Annotated in this window: 17 protein-coding genes; 10 read left to right on the forward strand and 7 right to left on the reverse strand. The window is 66.6% G+C overall.

Features of this window, described 5'->3' with window-relative positions; translation table 11 throughout:
• Positions 1 to 8: 8 nt before the first annotated feature.
• From H0X95_RS08365 to H0X95_RS08375, 3 genes are read left to right on the forward strand one after another with little or no spacing between them, the layout of a single operon-like run.
• Positions 9 to 794 (forward strand): 3-hydroxybutyrate dehydrogenase, encoded by a 786-nt coding sequence (locus tag H0X95_RS08365; protein ID WP_006485158.1) that lies wholly within the window; start codon positions 9 to 11, stop codon positions 792 to 794.
• A complete protein-coding gene (locus H0X95_RS08370; protein ID WP_196446021.1) occupies positions 791 to 2,008 on the forward strand; it encodes a patatin-like phospholipase family protein in 1,218 nt (405 codons plus the stop codon). The genes H0X95_RS08365 and H0X95_RS08370 overlap by 4 nt, the downstream gene beginning before the upstream one ends.
• A gap of 60 nt (positions 2,009 to 2,068) precedes the next feature.
• Positions 2,069 to 2,533: a hypothetical protein gene (locus H0X95_RS08375; protein WP_058902464.1), complete on the forward strand. Its 465-nt coding sequence runs from the start codon at positions 2,069 to 2,071 to the stop codon at positions 2,531 to 2,533.
• A 50-nt stretch (positions 2,534 to 2,583) separates the two neighbouring features.
• Here the strand turns inward: H0X95_RS08375 and H0X95_RS08380 are convergent, their stop codons facing one another.
• Positions 2,584 to 3,468 carry a LysR family transcriptional regulator gene (locus tag H0X95_RS08380; RefSeq protein ID WP_006485167.1) on the reverse strand — a complete coding sequence of 295 codons (885 nt, stop codon included), beginning with the start codon at positions 3,466 to 3,468 and terminating at the stop codon, positions 2,584 to 2,586.
• A 121-nt stretch (positions 3,469 to 3,589) separates the two neighbouring features.
• Here H0X95_RS08380 and argC point away from each other — a divergent pair, with 121 nt between their 5' ends.
• Entirely contained in the window at positions 3,590 to 4,531 is a 942-nt protein-coding gene (argC, locus tag H0X95_RS08385; RefSeq protein WP_059722237.1) for an N-acetyl-gamma-glutamyl-phosphate reductase, read from the forward strand.
• A 65-nt stretch (positions 4,532 to 4,596) separates the two neighbouring features.
• Here argC and H0X95_RS08390 read toward each other — a convergent pair whose 3' ends face one another.
• Entirely contained in the window at positions 4,597 to 5,520 is a 924-nt protein-coding gene (locus H0X95_RS08390; protein ID WP_006485150.1) for a LysR substrate-binding domain-containing protein, read from the reverse strand.
• A 115-nt stretch (positions 5,521 to 5,635) separates the two neighbouring features.
• Between H0X95_RS08390 and H0X95_RS08395 the strand changes: the two genes are divergently transcribed.
• Positions 5,636 to 6,721 carry a tartrate dehydrogenase gene (locus H0X95_RS08395; protein WP_059722235.1) on the forward strand — a complete coding sequence of 362 codons (1,086 nt, stop codon included), beginning with the start codon at positions 5,636 to 5,638 and terminating at the stop codon, positions 6,719 to 6,721.
• 463 nt (positions 6,722 to 7,184) lie between these two features.
• Here the strand turns inward: H0X95_RS08395 and H0X95_RS08400 are convergent, their stop codons facing one another.
• Together H0X95_RS08400 and H0X95_RS08405 are read right to left on the reverse strand one after the other, a co-directional pair.
• A complete protein-coding gene (locus H0X95_RS08400) occupies positions 7,185 to 7,664 on the reverse strand; it encodes a nuclear transport factor 2 family protein (RefSeq protein ID WP_006485164.1) in 480 nt (159 codons plus the stop codon).
• A gap of 64 nt (positions 7,665 to 7,728) precedes the next feature.
• Positions 7,729 to 8,334: a TetR/AcrR family transcriptional regulator gene (locus H0X95_RS08405; RefSeq protein ID WP_043205268.1), complete on the reverse strand. Its 606-nt coding sequence runs from the start codon at positions 8,332 to 8,334 to the stop codon at positions 7,729 to 7,731.
• Positions 8,335 to 8,516: 182 nt separating this feature from the next.
• On the opposite strand from H0X95_RS08405, the gene H0X95_RS08410 reads away from it, so the two are divergent.
• Together H0X95_RS08410 and H0X95_RS08415 are read left to right on the forward strand one after the other, a co-directional pair.
• A complete protein-coding gene (locus H0X95_RS08410; protein ID WP_059722234.1) occupies positions 8,517 to 9,155 on the forward strand; it encodes a GNAT family N-acetyltransferase in 639 nt (212 codons plus the stop codon).
• Positions 9,152 to 9,568, forward strand: coding sequence for a hypothetical protein (locus H0X95_RS08415; RefSeq protein ID WP_059722232.1), 417 nt, complete (start codon positions 9,152 to 9,154; stop codon positions 9,566 to 9,568). The genes H0X95_RS08410 and H0X95_RS08415 overlap by 4 nt, the downstream gene beginning before the upstream one ends.
• A 398-nt stretch (positions 9,569 to 9,966) precedes the next feature.
• On the opposite strand, the gene tdh is transcribed toward H0X95_RS08415, so the two are convergent.
• Both tdh and H0X95_RS08425 read right to left on the reverse strand, forming a co-directional pair.
• Positions 9,967 to 10,995 carry an L-threonine 3-dehydrogenase gene (tdh, locus tag H0X95_RS08420; RefSeq protein ID WP_006480187.1) on the reverse strand — a complete coding sequence of 343 codons (1,029 nt, stop codon included), beginning with the start codon at positions 10,993 to 10,995 and terminating at the stop codon, positions 9,967 to 9,969.
• 13 nt (positions 10,996 to 11,008) lie between these two features.
• Positions 11,009 to 12,208 carry a glycine C-acetyltransferase gene (locus H0X95_RS08425; RefSeq protein WP_006496225.1) on the reverse strand — a complete coding sequence of 400 codons (1,200 nt, stop codon included), beginning with the start codon at positions 12,206 to 12,208 and terminating at the stop codon, positions 11,009 to 11,011.
• A 158-nt stretch (positions 12,209 to 12,366) separates the two neighbouring features.
• On the opposite strand from H0X95_RS08425, the gene H0X95_RS08430 reads away from it, so the two are divergent.
• The 3 genes from H0X95_RS08430 (at position 12,367) to H0X95_RS08440 (ending at position 14,619) form a co-directional block, all read left to right on the forward strand.
• Positions 12,367 to 12,978 (forward strand): helix-turn-helix domain-containing protein, encoded by a 612-nt coding sequence (locus tag H0X95_RS08430; protein WP_006496226.1) that lies wholly within the window; start codon positions 12,367 to 12,369, stop codon positions 12,976 to 12,978.
• A 141-nt stretch (positions 12,979 to 13,119) separates the two neighbouring features.
• Positions 13,120 to 13,497, forward strand: a complete 378-nt coding sequence (locus tag H0X95_RS08435) for a DUF2471 family protein (protein ID WP_006485149.1) — start codon at positions 13,120 to 13,122, stop codon at positions 13,495 to 13,497.
• A 102-nt stretch (positions 13,498 to 13,599) separates the two neighbouring features.
• Positions 13,600 to 14,619, forward strand: coding sequence for a tyrosine-type recombinase/integrase (locus tag H0X95_RS08440; protein ID WP_059722231.1), 1,020 nt, complete (start codon positions 13,600 to 13,602; stop codon positions 14,617 to 14,619).
• A 136-nt stretch (positions 14,620 to 14,755) separates the two neighbouring features.
• Here the strand turns inward: H0X95_RS08440 and H0X95_RS08445 are convergent, their stop codons facing one another.
• Positions 14,756 to 15,937 carry a DNA-binding protein gene (locus H0X95_RS08445; protein ID WP_059722229.1) on the reverse strand — a complete coding sequence of 394 codons (1,182 nt, stop codon included), beginning with the start codon at positions 15,935 to 15,937 and terminating at the stop codon, positions 14,756 to 14,758.
• Positions 15,938 to 15,941 lie beyond the last annotated feature (4 nt).

The raw sequence follows: 15,941 nt of genomic DNA on the forward strand, positions 1-15,941 counted from the left end.
ATTCGAACATGAGCAACCTGAATGGCAAGACCGCAGTCGTCACGGGCGCCGCGAGCGGCATCGGCAAGGAAATCGCACTGGAGCTCGCCAAGGCAGGCGCGGCCGTCGCGATCGCCGACCTGAACCAGGACGGCGCGAACGCGGTCGCCGACGAGATCAACAAGGCGGGCGGCAAGGCGATCGGCGTCGCGATGGACGTGACCAACGAGGAAGCCGTGAACACCGGCATCGACAAGGTGGCCGAAGCGTTCGGCTCGGTCGACATCCTCGTGTCGAATGCGGGCATCCAGATCGTCAACCCGATCGAGAACTACTCGTTCGCCGACTGGAAGAAGATGCAGGCGATCCACGTGGACGGCGCGTTCCTGACGACGAAGGCCGCGCTCAAGCATATGTACAAGGACGATCGCGGCGGCGTCGTGATCTACATGGGTTCGGTGCACTCGCACGAAGCGTCGCCGCTGAAGTCGGCGTACGTGACGGCCAAGCACGGTCTGCTCGGCCTGGCGCGCGTGCTGGCGAAGGAAGGCGCGAAGCACAACGTGCGCTCGCACGTCGTGTGTCCGGGCTTCGTGCGCACGCCGCTGGTCGACAAGCAGATTCCGGAGCAGGCGAAGGAGCTCGGCATCAGCGAAGAGGAAGTGATCAAGAAGGTGATGCTCGGTAACACGGTCGACGGCGTGTTCACGACGGTGCAGGACGTCGCGCAGACGGTGCTGTTCCTGTCGGCGTTCCCGAGCGCCGCGCTCACGGGCCAGTCGTTCATCGTCAGCCACGGCTGGTTCATGCAATGAAGCCGCACGCCCGCACCGAAAAGCAGGCCGTGGATGCGGCGGACCTGCACCACGAAGCCGGCGCGCCGGCGGCCGCACGGTCGCTGCCGTACGAAACGATCGCGCTCGTCCTGCAGGGCGGCGGCGCGCTCGGCGCGTACCAGGCCGGCGTGTTCGAAGGGCTGCACGAGGCGGGCATTCCGCTCGACTGGATCGCGGGCATCTCGATCGGCGCGCTCAACACCGCGCTGATCGCCGGCAATGCGCCCGAGCATCGCGTCGAGCGCCTGCGCGAATTCTGGGAAACGATCTGCCAGCCGGCGTTCTTTCCGACGATTCCGGCCGCGTTCGAATTCGCGCTGTTCAACAGCATCGACCAGGTCCGCACGTTCTTCACCGCGTCGCAGGCCGCCAGCGCGATGATGCAGGGCCAGCAGGGCTTCTTCGTGCCGCGCTTTCCGCCGCCGCTGCCGGGCGTGTCCGACCATCCTGAAAAAATCAGCTGGTACGACACGTCGGCGCTGCGCGCGACGCTGCTGAAACTGTGCGATTTCGACCGGATCAATTCGGGCGAGACGCGCGTGTCGGTCGGCGCGGTCAACGTCGGCACCGGCAACTTCGTGTACTTCGACAACTCGCGCATCCGTCTCGCGCCCGAGCATTTCATGGCGTCCGGTGCGCTGCCGCCCGCGTTCCCGCCCGCCGAGATCGACGGCGAGTATTACTGGGACGGCGGTGTCGTGTCGAACACGCCGCTGATGGAAGTGCTCCGCGCCCGGCCGCGCCGCGACACGCTCGCGTTCCAGGTCGATCTGTGGAGCGCGCGCGGGCCGCTGCCGCGCACGATGGCCGACGTCGCCGAGCGCACGAAGGACGTGCAGTACTCGAGCCGCACGCGTTTCGTCACCGACACGCTGCAGCGCGAACAGCGCTACCGCAACGTGCTGCGCCACGTGCTCGAACAGGTGCCGGAAGAGCAGCGCAAGAACGACCCGTGGTGCGTCGAGGCCGAAGCGATGTCGAGCGGGAAGAAGTACAACATCCAGCATCTGATCTATCAGCAGAAGGCGTACGAGCATCACTACAAGGACTATCAGTTCGGTCTGTCGACGATGCGCGACCACTGGTCCGCGGGTCTCGACGACATCCGCAAGACGCTCGCGGTGAAGGACGGCCTCGCGCTGCCCGTCAACGACGCGGGCTTCGTCACGCACGACATTCACCGCCGCCGGTAATGCCGTGTGCAACGGGCCGGCATGCTGCATGCGCCGGCCCGTCCTCCTTTCCGATTCGACATGCCGATTTTCATTGCGCTATTCGCGCTCATCGCCCTCGGATGGGGCGCCGTTCACCTGTTTCACGTCATCGCCGCGCAGTTCGGCCAGCCGGTCGCGATCGCGGCCGCCGTGCTGGCCGCCGCGCTCCTGGTCGCGCTGATCGCGTGGTGGCTCAAGCGTCGCCGCGACATCGCACCGAACACGAAGGAAGAAGGCTGGACGCACGTCGTGCATCGCGCATGGGGCGAGTTGCGCGTGTCCGCGACGCAAGGGCTGCTGTGGCTGTCGCATGACGGCGCGGACGGCCGCTATACGCTGTCGCAGCTCGACGGCTGCGAGGCCGCGCCGATCGACGGCCGCTGGCATCTCATCGTGCGCGTGCGCGACGCCGTGCGCGGCGAATGGAAGCTGCCGATGATGGACAAGCGCGATGCGCAGCGCTGGGCGCGCGTGCTCACGCTGGCGAAGGACAACCGGCTCTGAACGCGCGTGCGGGCCGCACGGCTCGCACGGGCCGATCGCACAATGGTCGGCTATCGCGCACCGAGCGCCCACAGCGCGTCGAGCACGTGCTGCGTCGCCCGTTCGACCGGGCCGGCACGATGGGCAATCCCCAGCTCGCGCCACAACGCCGGACGTAGCGGCCGCATGACGATGCGCGCATCCGGCAGCGGGGCGCCCGCCTCGTGCGGCAGCAGCGTCGCGCCGTACCCCGCGGCGACCAGGCTCTTGATCGCATCGTTGTAGTTCAGTTCGATCCGCGGCTCGGGCCGATGGCCGCCCAGTGCGAACCATTCGGTCGTAAGCCGCGACAGGCGCGTCGTCGCATCGTTGAGGATCAGCGGCCGCGCGGCCAGATACGCCGGCGTCACACGGGCCGGAAGCGGCCAGTCCGCAGGCAGGAAAGCCATCACCGGATCGCGACGCCACGGCCGGATCGACAGCCCCGCGACCGGCGCCTGCGGCAGCGCAACCAGCCCGACATCGAGCGTGCCTTGTGCAATGCGCGCCAGCGTATCCTGCGACGTGAGCACTGCGATCTGCACGTCGATATCCGGATGCTGCGCGCGCAATCCGGCCACCGCCTGCGGCAACAGATGCGCGATCGCGCCGGTCGATGCGCCGAGCCGGACGCGCCCGCTCAACCCCTGCACCTGTCGCTGCACGTCGTCCAGCGTGGCTTCGACCTCGGCCAGCAGGCGCCGCGCCCGCTCCACCAGCACTTCGCCGATCACCGACGGGCGCACGTTGCCGCGTGTGCGCGACAGCAGCGGCGCGCCGACGCGGCTTTCCAGCTCGGCGACATGCAGACTGACGGTCGGCGGGGCGAGGTGAAGCCATTGCGCCGCCGCCACGAAGGAACCCTGGTCCGCGATCGCGACCAGCGTACGCAGGCGGTCCAGACTGATCTCGCGCATCGCATCCCTCTCGTTCAGGAAAGCTGAATCATACGATCAGCAAATTCAACTTTTCCTATTCTAGGCGTTCGGTGGACGATACGGTTTCCCCCGACGACCGAACGCGACGCACACGACCATCATGAGCTTCCCCACTGTCTTCATCGACGGCGACCAAGGCACGACCGGGTTGCAGATTCACGCGCGTCTGCGCGACCGCACCGACGTACGGCTGCTCACGCTTCCTGCCGCCGAACGCAAGGACCCCGCGCGCCGCGCCGATGCACTCAACGCGTGCGATATCGCCGTCCTGTGCCTGCCCGACGCGGCCGCGCGCGAAGCGGTCGGCTTCATCCGGAACCCGGCGGTACGCGTGATCGACGCGAGTTCGGCCCATCGCACGCAGCCCGACTGGGTCTACGGCTTTCCCGAGATGGCCGACGGACACGCGCAGGACATCGCACATGCGAAGCGCGTGACCAATCCCGGCTGCTACCCGACCGGCGCGATCGGCCTGCTTCGCCCGCTGCTGCAGGCCGGGCTGCTGCCGCGCGACTACCCGGTGAGCATCCACGCGGTGTCCGGTTACTCGGGTGGCGGCCGGGCGGCCGTCGACGCATTCGAATCGGCCGACGCCGCCACGCGCGCGTTGCCGCTGCAGGTGTACGGCCTCGCGCTCGAACACAAGCACGTGCCCGAGATCCGGCAGCATGCGGGTCTCGCGCACCGCCCGTTCTTCGTGCCGGCCTACGGTGCCTATCGGCAAGGCATCGTGCTGACCATTCCGATCGAGCTGCGTCTGCTTCCGGCCGGCGTGACCGGTGAGCGGCTGCATGCGTGTCTCGCGCACCACTACGCGGACGCGCGCCACGTCGACGTGACACCGCTCGCGGACGCCGCCGCGGCAACACATCTCGATCCGCAAGCGCTGAACGGCACCAATGATCTGCAGCTCGGCGTGTTCGTCAACGAAGCGCGCGGCCAGGTGCTGCTGTCCGCGGTGTTCGACAATCTCGGCAAAGGCGCATCCGGCGCGGCCGTGCAGAATCTCGACTTGATGCTCGGTGCGTCGAGCGCCGTGTAACGCGCCCGCAGGCGCCGTGGGCGGCGCCTGCGCACGCCCCCGTAAAAGCTCACCTTTAGCCGGTTTCAGGCCGTATCGTCGCTCGCGACGGCATTCAGGCCGGCCAGCGTCTCCACCAGGAAATCCACGCACACGCGTACCTTCGCCGACGCCGCGACGCGTTCCGGATACACGGCCCAGATGTTCGCGGGCTGAAGCGCGTCCGGCAGCACGCGGCACAACGCGCCGCGTTCGATCAGCGGCCCGGCCTCCCAGATCGAGCGCAGCACGATGCCGCGCCCGGCCAGCGCCCATTGCACGGCCACCTCGCCATGGTTCGTCGACAGTGCGCCGCCGACCTTCACCGTGGCCGTTTCGCCGCGCACGGTCAGCCGCCATACGCCGAACGGATGATCGCGCTCCTTGATCGCGAGACAGTCGTGCGAGGCCAGATCGGCCAGCGAGCGCGGCGTTCCGCGGCGGGCCAGATAGTCGGGCGACGCGCACAGCACGCGATGGTTCGTGGCGAGGCGGCGCGCGATCAGGTGATCGGCGATCTCGTCGCCGATGCGCACGTCGAGGTCGTAGCCTTCGCCGGCCACGTCGACGAGCCGGTCGAACAGATCGAGCCGCACGTTCAACTGCGGATAGCGCGCACTGAAGTCGAGCAGCGCCGGCGCGACGACGTGCCGGCCGAAGCCGAAGCTGCTCGACAGGCGCAGCGTGCCGCGCGGCACCGTGCGCGTGGTCGACACGTCCTCGACGAGATGATCGACGTCGTCGAGAATCTTCTCCGCGCGCGCGAACACGCGTTCGCCGGCTTCGGTGACCGTCATGCGGCGTGTCGAGCGATGCAGCAGGCGCGTGCCGAGCTGCGCCTCGAGCATCGCGATGCGCTTGCTGACGTACGCGGGCGATACCGCGAGCTGCTCGGCGGCCGCGCTGAAGCTCGCGAGGCGGACGACCAGGCTGAACACGCGCAGGTCGTCGAGGTTCGGCGATTTATTCACGATTCGTGGAAAGTCGATTAACTTTTGCGTGATTTTAATCCGGATGGAAATAAATAGAATGACGTGACGGGCCGTTGCCTTCCCGGCAGCTGGCCGACCAGCCAAGGAGATTTGCATGACCGACAGGACTTACAGGATTGCCGTGATCCCCGGCGACGGCATCGGCCGCGAAGTGATGCCGGAGGGGCTGCGCGTGCTCGCCGCCGTGACCGCGCGCTTCGGCGTGCGCTTCGACTTCGTCGAGATCGACTGGGCGAGCTGCGACTACTACGCGCGGCACGGCAAGATGATGCCGGACGACTGGAAAGCGCAGCTGTCGGACATGGATGCGATCCTGTTCGGCGCGGTCGGCTGGCCGGCGACCGTGCCCGATCACATTTCGCTGTGGGGCTCGCTGCTGAAATTCCGCCGCGAATTCGACCAGTACATCAACCTGCGGCCCGCGCGCCTGTTCGACGGCGTGCCGTCGCCGCTCGCCGGCCGCCGCGCCGGCGACATCGATTTCATGATCGTGCGCGAGAACACCGAGGGCGAATATTCGTCGGTGGGCGGCACGATGTTCGAAGGCACCGAACGCGAAGTCGTGATGCAGCAGTCGATCTTCACGCGGCACGGCACCGAGCGCGTGCTGAAATTCGCGTTCGAGCTCGCGCAGCGGCGCGCGAAGCGCGTGACCGTCGCGACGAAAAGCAACGGCATCGCGATCAGCATGCCGTGGTGGGACGCGCGCGCGGCCGAGATGGCCGAACGCTATCCGGAAATCGCGGTCGACAAGCAGCACATCGACATCCTGTGCGCGCGCTTCGTGCTGCAACCGGACCGCTTCGACGTCGTCGTCGCGTCGAACCTGTTCGGCGACATCCTGTCGGATCTCGGGCCGGCGTGTACGGGCACGATCGGCATCGCGCCGTCGGCGAACCTGAACCCCGACCGCACGTTCCCGTCGCTGTTCGAACCCGTGCACGGTTCCGCACCCGACATCGCGGGGCAATACATCGCGAATCCGGTCGCGATGATCTGGTCGGCGGCGATGATGCTCGACTTCCTCGGCAACGGCACGGGCCGCGAACGCGACGCGCACGATGCGATCGTCGCCGCCATCGAGGACGTGCTGCGCACGGGGCCGCGTACCCGCGATCTCGGCGGCCATGCAGGCACGCAGGAAGTGGGCGAGGCGATCGCCGCGCGGGTCGCCGGTTGAGGGGCGCGTCCGGCGTTCGCGCCGGGCGGCACTGCGTGAATAGTCTGCGGTGAGCGGCACGCGATGCGGTTGCGCACTTGTGCAGACTCCGCCGATACGTCGCGGTGAAGTCGAGCGGTGAGCGACGGCACATCGCAACGCGCACTGTTTGCGCGGATCTTCGTTGACGTCGAAATCAATTCGATCGGTGAGTTGCACGTCGCGCTCGCACCCACCGATCGTCAACACACGTTCGCTTCGACGCGATCGGTGAGATGCATCACGCAGCGACGCACACCGCAGCACGTCGAGACGTCCGCCGCTGCATCGGGCGCAAGGCCGCGTCGACCGGGTCGAAGCACACAGTCCGACGCAGCATTTCACCTCGTCCCGAAAAATCTCACCTTCAACGGACGGCTCCCGAATTTCCTCACCATTGAACCGCGGGGACGCGTTCGCCGCTCCGTTGAGCGCGTGCGCGGCATCACAGCCCGAGGTCGGACAGCCCCGGATGATCGTCCGGACGACGACCAAGCGGCCAGTGATAAAGGCGGTCCGCCTCGCGAATCGGCAGATCATTGATGCTCGCGTGGCGATGCGCCATCAGGCCGTTCTCGTCGAACGCCCAGTTCTCGTTGCCGTACGAACGGAACCAGTTACCCGCATCGTCATGCCACTCGTACGCAAAACGCACCGCGATGCGATTGCCGTCGAACGCCCACAGCTCCTTGATCAGCCGGTAGTCGAGTTCGCGCGCCCACTTCCGCTGCAGCAGCCCGACGATCTCGTCGCGGCCCGTCACGAATTCCGCGCGATTGCGCCAGCGGCTTTGCGGCGTATAGGCGAGCGACACGCGTTGCGGGTCGCGCGTGTTCCACGCGTCCTCGGCGGCGCGCACTTTCTGGCGCGCCGTGTCGAGCGTGAAGGGCGGAACGGGCGGACGAACTTCGGGGGAAGCGGACATGGGTTGCTCCTGTTCAGGGTTGTGGCCGCGAACGCACGCAGCCGGTTCGGGTTCGCTGCGTCGGCTACCGCGACACGGCATCGAGCAGCAGTTCGGCCGTCGCGCGCGCATCGCGCGCGGCGTTTGCATCGCCACTGACGAGCGCCACGCCGATCGCGCCGTCGATCAACACGAGCCACTGACGCGCGATGCGCGCGAGCCCGCGGCGCTCGATGCCGGTTTCGTCGGCACAGGCGTCGAAGCGCTCGCGCACGAACGCCAGCAGACGCGCCTTGTGCATGCGGGCAACGACGCGCACGGGATCGTCGGCGTCGGGTATCTCGCCCGCCGTATTCAGGAACGCGCAGCCGTGAAAGTCCGGCTGCCCGAACCAGTCGCGCAGCACGTCGAACATGCCGAGCAGTTGCGCGCGCGGCGTCTTGCCGCGCGCCAGCGTGGCGTCGACGAACCAGCGCATCCAGCGCTCGTCGCGACGTTCGAGCGCGGCGACCACCAGCGCCTCTTTCGATTCGAAATGCGAATAAAAGCTCTTTCGTGCCGCGCCGGATCGCTTGACGATCGCATCGACGCCGGTCGCATGGATGCCGCCCGAATAGATCAGCGCTTCGGCTGCGTCGAGCAGCCGGTCGCGCACGCCCGGTTCGCCGGAGGAGTCGAGAAGTGTGTTCATGGGTTTACGGTAGAACGATCGTTCTCCGGCGTCAACCTTCATGTGAAAAGCCCTGCCGGCGAGAGGGCCTCGTCGGGTCCTGGCGGAGACATCGAGGCCGGCCGCGTTTACGACATTTTTTCTTGAAGCGGCGACGCGACGCTCACTACACTTCGGTCACCCTGTCTGGGCGAAAGGACATCATGCAGCGACCGGAATCCGCGCGCCCCGCGCGCGCCTATGCGGCTTATGCGAAACGGCTCGACGGCCGCGTCATCGTGCGGCGCTTCGACCCGCGCAGCGATTCGTACGACACGCTGACCGCGCTGCTGCATCGCGCGTTCGCGCCGCTCGGCGCCTTGGGCTTCAATTGCCCGTGCGTCGATCAGCCGGCCGCGGCGACGCGCGAACGCGTGCTGACCGGCGAGTGCTTCGTCGCACTCGGCAACGCGCATCTGGTCGCGACGATGACGATGCGCTCGCACGATCCCGATTCGCGCTGCGATCCGTATCGCAGCCGGCGCGTCGCGACGCTCGAGCAGCTGGCCGTCGATCCTGTCTGGCAGGATCGCGGCATCGGCCGCGCGCTGCTCGCATTCGCGCAACGTCGTGCCGCCGCGCGCGGCGCGACGCATCTCGCGCTCGACGCGCCATACGCGGCGGCTCGGCTCATCGCGTTCTGTCGTCGCGACGGATTTCAGCCGGTCGACGTGGTGCGCTTTCCGGGGCACAACTACGACAGCACGATCCTGTGCAAGGCCGTCGGCGGCGCCGACGGCAGCACGCGCGCGCACGGCACGATGCAGATCGACGTCGCGCGGCAAGCCGGTGCGGCATCGTGAAACCCGATGTGCGCAAGCGCGATGACGACGACGATCGCGCACGGCTCGCCATCCGGCAGGCACGCGTGCGGGCGGCGCTACGGCTGCGTGGCGTGATGAAGCTGACGATCGTCACGATCGCGGTGGCGCACGTGTTGACGTTCGCGTTCGAAGGCGTGCTGGCCGCAGCCGGTTTCGCACCGGACGCGGCGACCGTGCTGCTGTTCCGCTTCGTGACGTGCGCGCTCGTGAGCTTCTGGCTGCAGGCAGATGCGTTGCGCGCGTACCGGTACGCGGCGCAACACGGGTTCGTCACGGCTCCCGGTGCGCATGGCGATCCGCTCGACGTTGCGCCGCAGTGTCCGAAGCGCTGGCTCGTCGTGTTGAGCCTTCAGCTCGACCCGCGCGGATCGAATGGTGAACGGATCAAGTAGCGGTCGGCGCACCGATCGAAGCCGATCGCCCGCGCATCAGTGAGTCGCAACGCGGGGGTGCGGCTCACGGTTGAGGTTTCGGTTCGGCATGATGTCGCATAGGGTGGCGGGCGAACGCGTGCACGCCAAGCGAAGCGGGGAACTGCGGGGAAGTGGAGAAACAGGCGCCGGATGGCGTGACGGGAGAGAAGCGAAGCAGCTGCCGACCGGTGAAGCGAACGTGCAATTGCCGGTCACCGATGCGGGATCGTGCGGCGATTCGGCACGCAAACACAGCTCCCGAATAATCTCACCTCAAGCGCTGCGTCACGCGTTTCGACGTGTGACGGTGCGCGTGCAAACGAAAACGGGGCAGGCGGCGATCGCGCCGCGCTGCCCCGTCTCGACACTCAGTCGACTCAGACGGTCCAGTCGAGAATCACCTTGCCGCTTTCGCCGGACAGCATCGCGGCGAAGCCTTGCTCGTAATCGTCGGCCGCGAAGCGGTGCGTGATGATCGGCGACAGGTCGAGGCCGCTCTGCAGCATCGCGACCATCTTGTACCAGGTCTCGAACATCTCGCGGCCGTAGATGCCCTTGATCTCGAGCCCCTTGAAGATCACCTGGTTCCAGTCGATCGCCGTCTGCGCGGGCGGGATGCCGAGCAGCGCAACCTTGCCGCCGTGGTTCATCGCCTCGAGCAGGCTCGTGAACGCGCTCGGCACGCCCGACATCTCGAGACCGACGTCGAAGCCTTCGGTCATGTGCAGGTCGGCCATCACGTCGCGCAGCGACTCGCGCGCGACGTTGACCGCCCGCGTCGCGCCCATCTTGCGCGCGAGCTCGAGCCGATAGTCGTTGATATCGGTGATGACGACGTTGCGCGCGCCGACGTGCTTCGCGATCGCGACGGCCATGATGCCGATCGGGCCGGCGCCGGTGATCAGCACGTCCTCGCCGACGAGGTTGAACGACAACGCCGTGTGCGTCGCGTTGCCGAACGGATCGAAGATCGACGCGAGATCGTCGGAAATCTCCGGCGGAATCTTGAACGCGTTGAATGCCGGAATCGCCAGGTATTCGGCGAACGCGCCTTCGCGGTTCACGCCGACGCCCACCGTGTTGCGGCACAGATGCCGGCGCCCGGCGCGACAGTTGCGGCAGAAACCGCACGTGATGTGACCTTCGCCGGACACGCGATCGCCGATCGCGAAGCCGCGCACTTCCTGCCCCATCTCGACGATCTCGCCGACGTATTCGTGGCCGACGTGCATCGGCACCGGAATCGTCTTCTGCGCCCAGTCGTCCCACTTCCAGATATGGATGTCGGTGCCGCAGATCGCCGTGCGGCGGATCTTGATCAGCACGTCGTTGTGGCCGACTTCGGGGCGCTTCACCCGCGTGAGCGTGAGGCCGGGGCCGCGTTCGAGCTTTGCCAGTGCTTTCATGGTCGCGCCTCCGTCAGATGATGCCGAGCGACTTGCCGACGCGCACGAACGCGGCGACCGTCTGGTCGATCTGCTCGGGCGTATGCGCGGCGCTCATCTGCGTACGGATGCGCGCACGGCCGCGCGGCACGACGGGGAACGAGAAGCCGATCACGTAGACGCCTTCGCCGAGCAGCCTGTCGGCCATGTTCGTCGCGAGCTGCGCGTCGCCGAGCATCACCGGGATGATCGGATGCGCGCCGGGCACGAGCGTGAAGCCGGCTTCGGTCATCTGCTTGCGGAATCGCGCGCCGTTCTCGCGCACGCGCTCGCGCAGCTTCGCGCCTTCGTCGCTGCCGAGCAGTTCCAGCACCTTCAGCGACGCCGCGGCGATGCTCGGCGTGAGCGTGTTCGAGAACAGATATGGACGCGAGCGCTGGCGCAGCAGCTCGATCACCTCGCGACGCGCGGCGACATAACCGCCCGAGGCGCCGCCGAGCGCCTTGCCGAGCGTGCCCGTGATGATGTCGACGCGGCCTTCGACGCCGCAGTGTTCGGGCGTGCCGCGGCCGTGCGTGCCGATGAAGCCGACCGCATGCGAATCGTCGACCATCACCAGTGCGCCGTAGCGATCGGCGAGATCGCAGATGCCTTTGAGATCGGCGATGATGCCGTCCATCGAGAACACGCCGTCGGTGGCGATCAGCTTGTGCCGCGCGCCCGCGGCATCGGCTTCCTTGAGCTTCGCCTCGAGGTCGGCGAGATCGTTGTTCTTGTAGCGGAAACGCTTCGCCTTGCACAGGCGAATGCCGTCGATGATGCTCGCGTGGTTCAGCTCGTCGCTGATCACTGCGTCGTTCTCGTCGAGCAATGTTTCGAACAGGCCGCCGTTCGCGTCGAAGCAGCTCGAATAGAGGATGCTGTCCTCGGTGCCGAGAAACGCGGCCAGCGCGCTTTCCAGTTGCTTGTGGACGGTTTGCGTGCCGCAGATGAAGCGCACCGATGCCATGCCGAAGCCGTCCTGGTCGAGGCCGGCCTTCGCCGCGTCGAGCAGGCGCGGATCGTTCGCCAGACCCAGATAGTTGTTCGCGCAGAAATTGAGCACGCCGGCACCGCCGGCGAGCCGCACGGCTGCCGCCTGGGGACTCGCGATCTCGCGCTCGGTCTTGTAAAAACCGTCCGCGCGGATCTGGTCGAGCGTCCCGCGCACCTGGGCGAGAAAGGCATCACGCATCGCAAAGCTCCTGACAGGGATTCGCATTCCGCAGCGCACTGCTCGTGGCGGCGCAACGGCCTGCTACTGTTATAGTCGGTCGTTCGGTTGACCGCACTTATCCGATATTTCGAACTGGAATTCGAAATATCGAACAACTCTAAGCGAACGGAATCCAAATGGCAAGTTCCTCCGGATCGCGGCGCCCGCCCGCCGCAGCCGCCCCGCAACCACCGGCCGCGACCCCGCCGCGCGTGGGCGAGCAGATCCAGCGACTGCGCAACGAGCGCAAGCTGACGCTCGACGACCTGTCGCGCGCGGCCGGCGTATCGAAATCGATGCTCTCCGAGATCGAACGCGACAAGGCCAACCCGACGATCGCCGTCGCGTGGCGGCTGACGAACGCGCTCGGCATCACGCTCGACGAACTGTTCTCGCAGCCGAAGGCGCCCGAGACGATTCGCGTGGACGGCCCGCACGACATTCCGACGCTCGCCGGCCACGACGGCCGGTACCAGCTGCGCGTATGGGGCCCGATCGACCTCGCCGGCAAGTTCGAGTGGTACGAGCTGACGCTGCCCGGCGGCGGCGCACTGGTATCGAACGCGCACGAACCGGGCACGCGCGAACATCTCACCGTGCTGCAGGGCGCGATGGAAATCGAGGCCGCCGCCGCCAGCCGACGCCTGAAGACGGGCGACACCGCACGCTACCCGGCCGACGAGCCGCATGCGATCCGCAATCCCGGCAAGGCCGAAGCGCGGGCACTGCTGATCGTGATCCATCGCTGACGGCGCGGATAGTCGGCCAAAAGGCCAATCGCAGGCCTGTTGCGGAAAACACTGTATGTTTGTACAGTATACGGACATTCCGCCATGCACGGGCCGGAGCCGGCGCACCGAGGCGCCCGCCCTGGTCGACAGGAGCCTGCAATGACAGAAGAACAAGATTTGGCCGCGCTCAGCTTCAAGGCTGCCGCGCACGACCTCGAATTGATCGTCCGCCATATCGCCGGGCGCTACATCCGTCAGCGCGTGCCGCTGACGTGGCGCCTGCTGCACGCGATCGAAGCCGAAGCGCTCGCCGATCTCGGCTTTGCGAGCCGGCACGACGCGGGCATGCGCCAGTTGTTCGAACGGCCGTCGGACATGACGTTTCCCGAAACCGACGATCCGATCGACTTCGGGCGCTCGAATGCGCTGCCCGCGGTCTTTTCGTTCGCCGTTCTCGCCTATGAAGCCGCGGCAACGGCGCACGACACCGCGCGTCCCGCGCGCGCGCTGCGCCCGTCCAAGGCGTGGGGAGACTGATGGCCCAGCCCCGGCCGAGCCGCACGGCGGCCGGTTCACCCGTTCGATGCCCGAGACGTTGCGGAAAGGGCTACCATATACGCAACTAACGGAATTAATACCATGTCCCTTCCCGCCGCTCCCGACACTGCCGCACACCCGGAAGAAAAGGATCTGTTCGACCGCGATGCGTCCGACTGGGTCGCGTCGCCCGAAGCTGCGTTCGACGCATGGCTGGCCATGCAGGACTATCGCCGCTCGTCAGCCGATGTCTATCGCGCACAGTGGGGCGCGTTTCTCGCGTGGATGCGCGCGCATCAAAAGAACCTGGCGACGGTCGATACACCGACCATCGCGAACTTCGTCGGCGAGTTGCCGATCAAGAAAACGCAGCGGATGCGCTATCTCCGGCTGATCGAGCGCGTGCTCGACCATATCCGCCGCACCGAGTACGCGTCGACCAATCCGGCCCGCTTCATTGCTCAGGATGGCGAAGCGAACTGGCGCAAGGCGCGCGACAACGAGCCGACCGGTTTCCTCACGCCGGCAGAGCGCGCGACGTTGCTCGCCTATCTGTTTTCGCCGATCGGCGTATCGGGTTCCGCATACTGGAAGGAGCGTCGCGACCGCGCGCTCGTCGCTGCATTTCTCGGCGCCGGCATCAAAACCGGCGAAGCGCGCTCACTTACGATTAGTTGCATCAATACGAGTGGCACGTCGCTGCGGATCGAGTCGACGCATCCGGATTATTCGCGGGAGACCCATCTGGCCTCGTTTGCGATCGCTTTGCTCGAAGCCTGGCTCACCGAGCGCAAGCGCCAGGAGATTCCGGGAGAACTCGTCTTCCCCGCATCGCATGCCGGGCGACCGATGCACAAGGCGACGATGCTGCGCGCGATCGATGCGATCGTCGAATCGGCCGGGCTCACGTCGTCACGCACCGCGCGCGCCAGCCCGCAAACATTGCGCAACACCTATGCGGCGGAATTGTTCGAGCACGACGTGCCGCCCGAGCGGGTCGGCAAATGGCTGGGCTTCATGCGGCCGATCTCGTCGAATCGCCTGCATCGCGCGTGGAAAAACTGGCGCGACGGGCTGGCCGACCACAACGGTGACGCGTCCGGCCGCGACGAAACTCACTGATCGGGAACCGGCTGCTCACGCGAAGCGATCCGTGAGCAGCCTTGTGTGGCGCAGCCTCACCGTTTCAAAGCTCCCGAAAAATCTCACCTCAAGCTTCCCGGATCATCTCACCTGTGCGGCGCCGCTGGCCTCCCGGTCAGGTGTGCGCAAAACGCGCGACGGCTTCGAAGCGGGACGGCCAGGTGCCGGAAGCGTGCTCGCACTCGGGGCACGCGACTTCAAAACCTTCGTCGCCGTGCGACAGTTCCGGTTCGCCATCGCAATGCGGGCACTGGGTCGGCGCCGGAATCTCGTGATCCAGCGCGGTGCCGATCGCGGCATACGCATCCGCGTCGAGTTGTCCCGCCTCGGCCAGGCGCCGGATCAGCGCGGCGATTTCCGGATTCATTCCGCAGTTCGCGCGCAACGAACTCACGTCACGCGTTGCGCGCTCCAGTTCGTCGCTCTGCGTACGCAGCTGTTCTTCGAGCCGGTCGGCGCGCGCCTTGGCCGAACTCAATTGCTGCAGGAAATCGAACTCCTTGCGCTGGACGTCGCGCAACCCGCTCTGGTAAGTCGACGCCATGCTGCGCAACGAGTCCAGTTCGACCAGCATCGGTTTGACGCGACGCTCGGCTTCGGCCACCGCATCCTTGATTTGCTGCGCATAGTGCTCGGTACGCTGCTGTAATTCGGCTTGCAGCGCATCGATGCGGTCGCGCAGGGCGGCGTTCTGTGCCTGTTCGGCTTCGATCCGGCCGGCAGCCGCGGCCAGTTCCTTTTCCAGTCGTGCGACTGTGGTGAGCAAAGTTGCTTCGCTTGCCGAACCGTGAGTCGTTTGCGACGCGAGCTGAACCTCGAGTTCGGTCACCCGCGCCTGCAATTGTTCGTTTCTCGCTTCCCCGCGCGCGAGCGCCCCTTCGAGCGTTTCCTGGCGGACGGTTGCGTCACGCAACCGCTGTTCGGCTTCGGCCATGTCGGCGCGAACCTGCTCGCGGTCGCCATCGAGGCTGTCGCGCGCCGCTTTCAATGCTTCTTCATAGAGTGCGCTCAGCAACGCGCCGGCTTTTTCCTCGACGGCTTTCGGGATCGCCGCGCCGTCCAGCCTGATCTTGGACGCGGAACGAATGCGCTCCCAGAAATGGTCGATGTCTTTCGGGATGTCACTGGCGCTGCCGGTCTGGGTGAGATCGCGGACGTTGGCGGCCGAGGGCCGGATGCCGAGATCGAAGAACAAGCGTTTGCACGCATGCAGTGACAGTTCCTGGCGCCGTGCACCGCTTGCGCGCAGCGATTCCAGTTCTTCCCGAATGACTTGACGCATTTCGTCCAGGGTCATGACC

This window comes from Burkholderia sp. 9779_493, from assembly GCF_015712215.1.
GTDB lineage: Bacteria > Pseudomonadota > Gammaproteobacteria > Burkholderiales > Burkholderiaceae > Burkholderia > Burkholderia cenocepacia.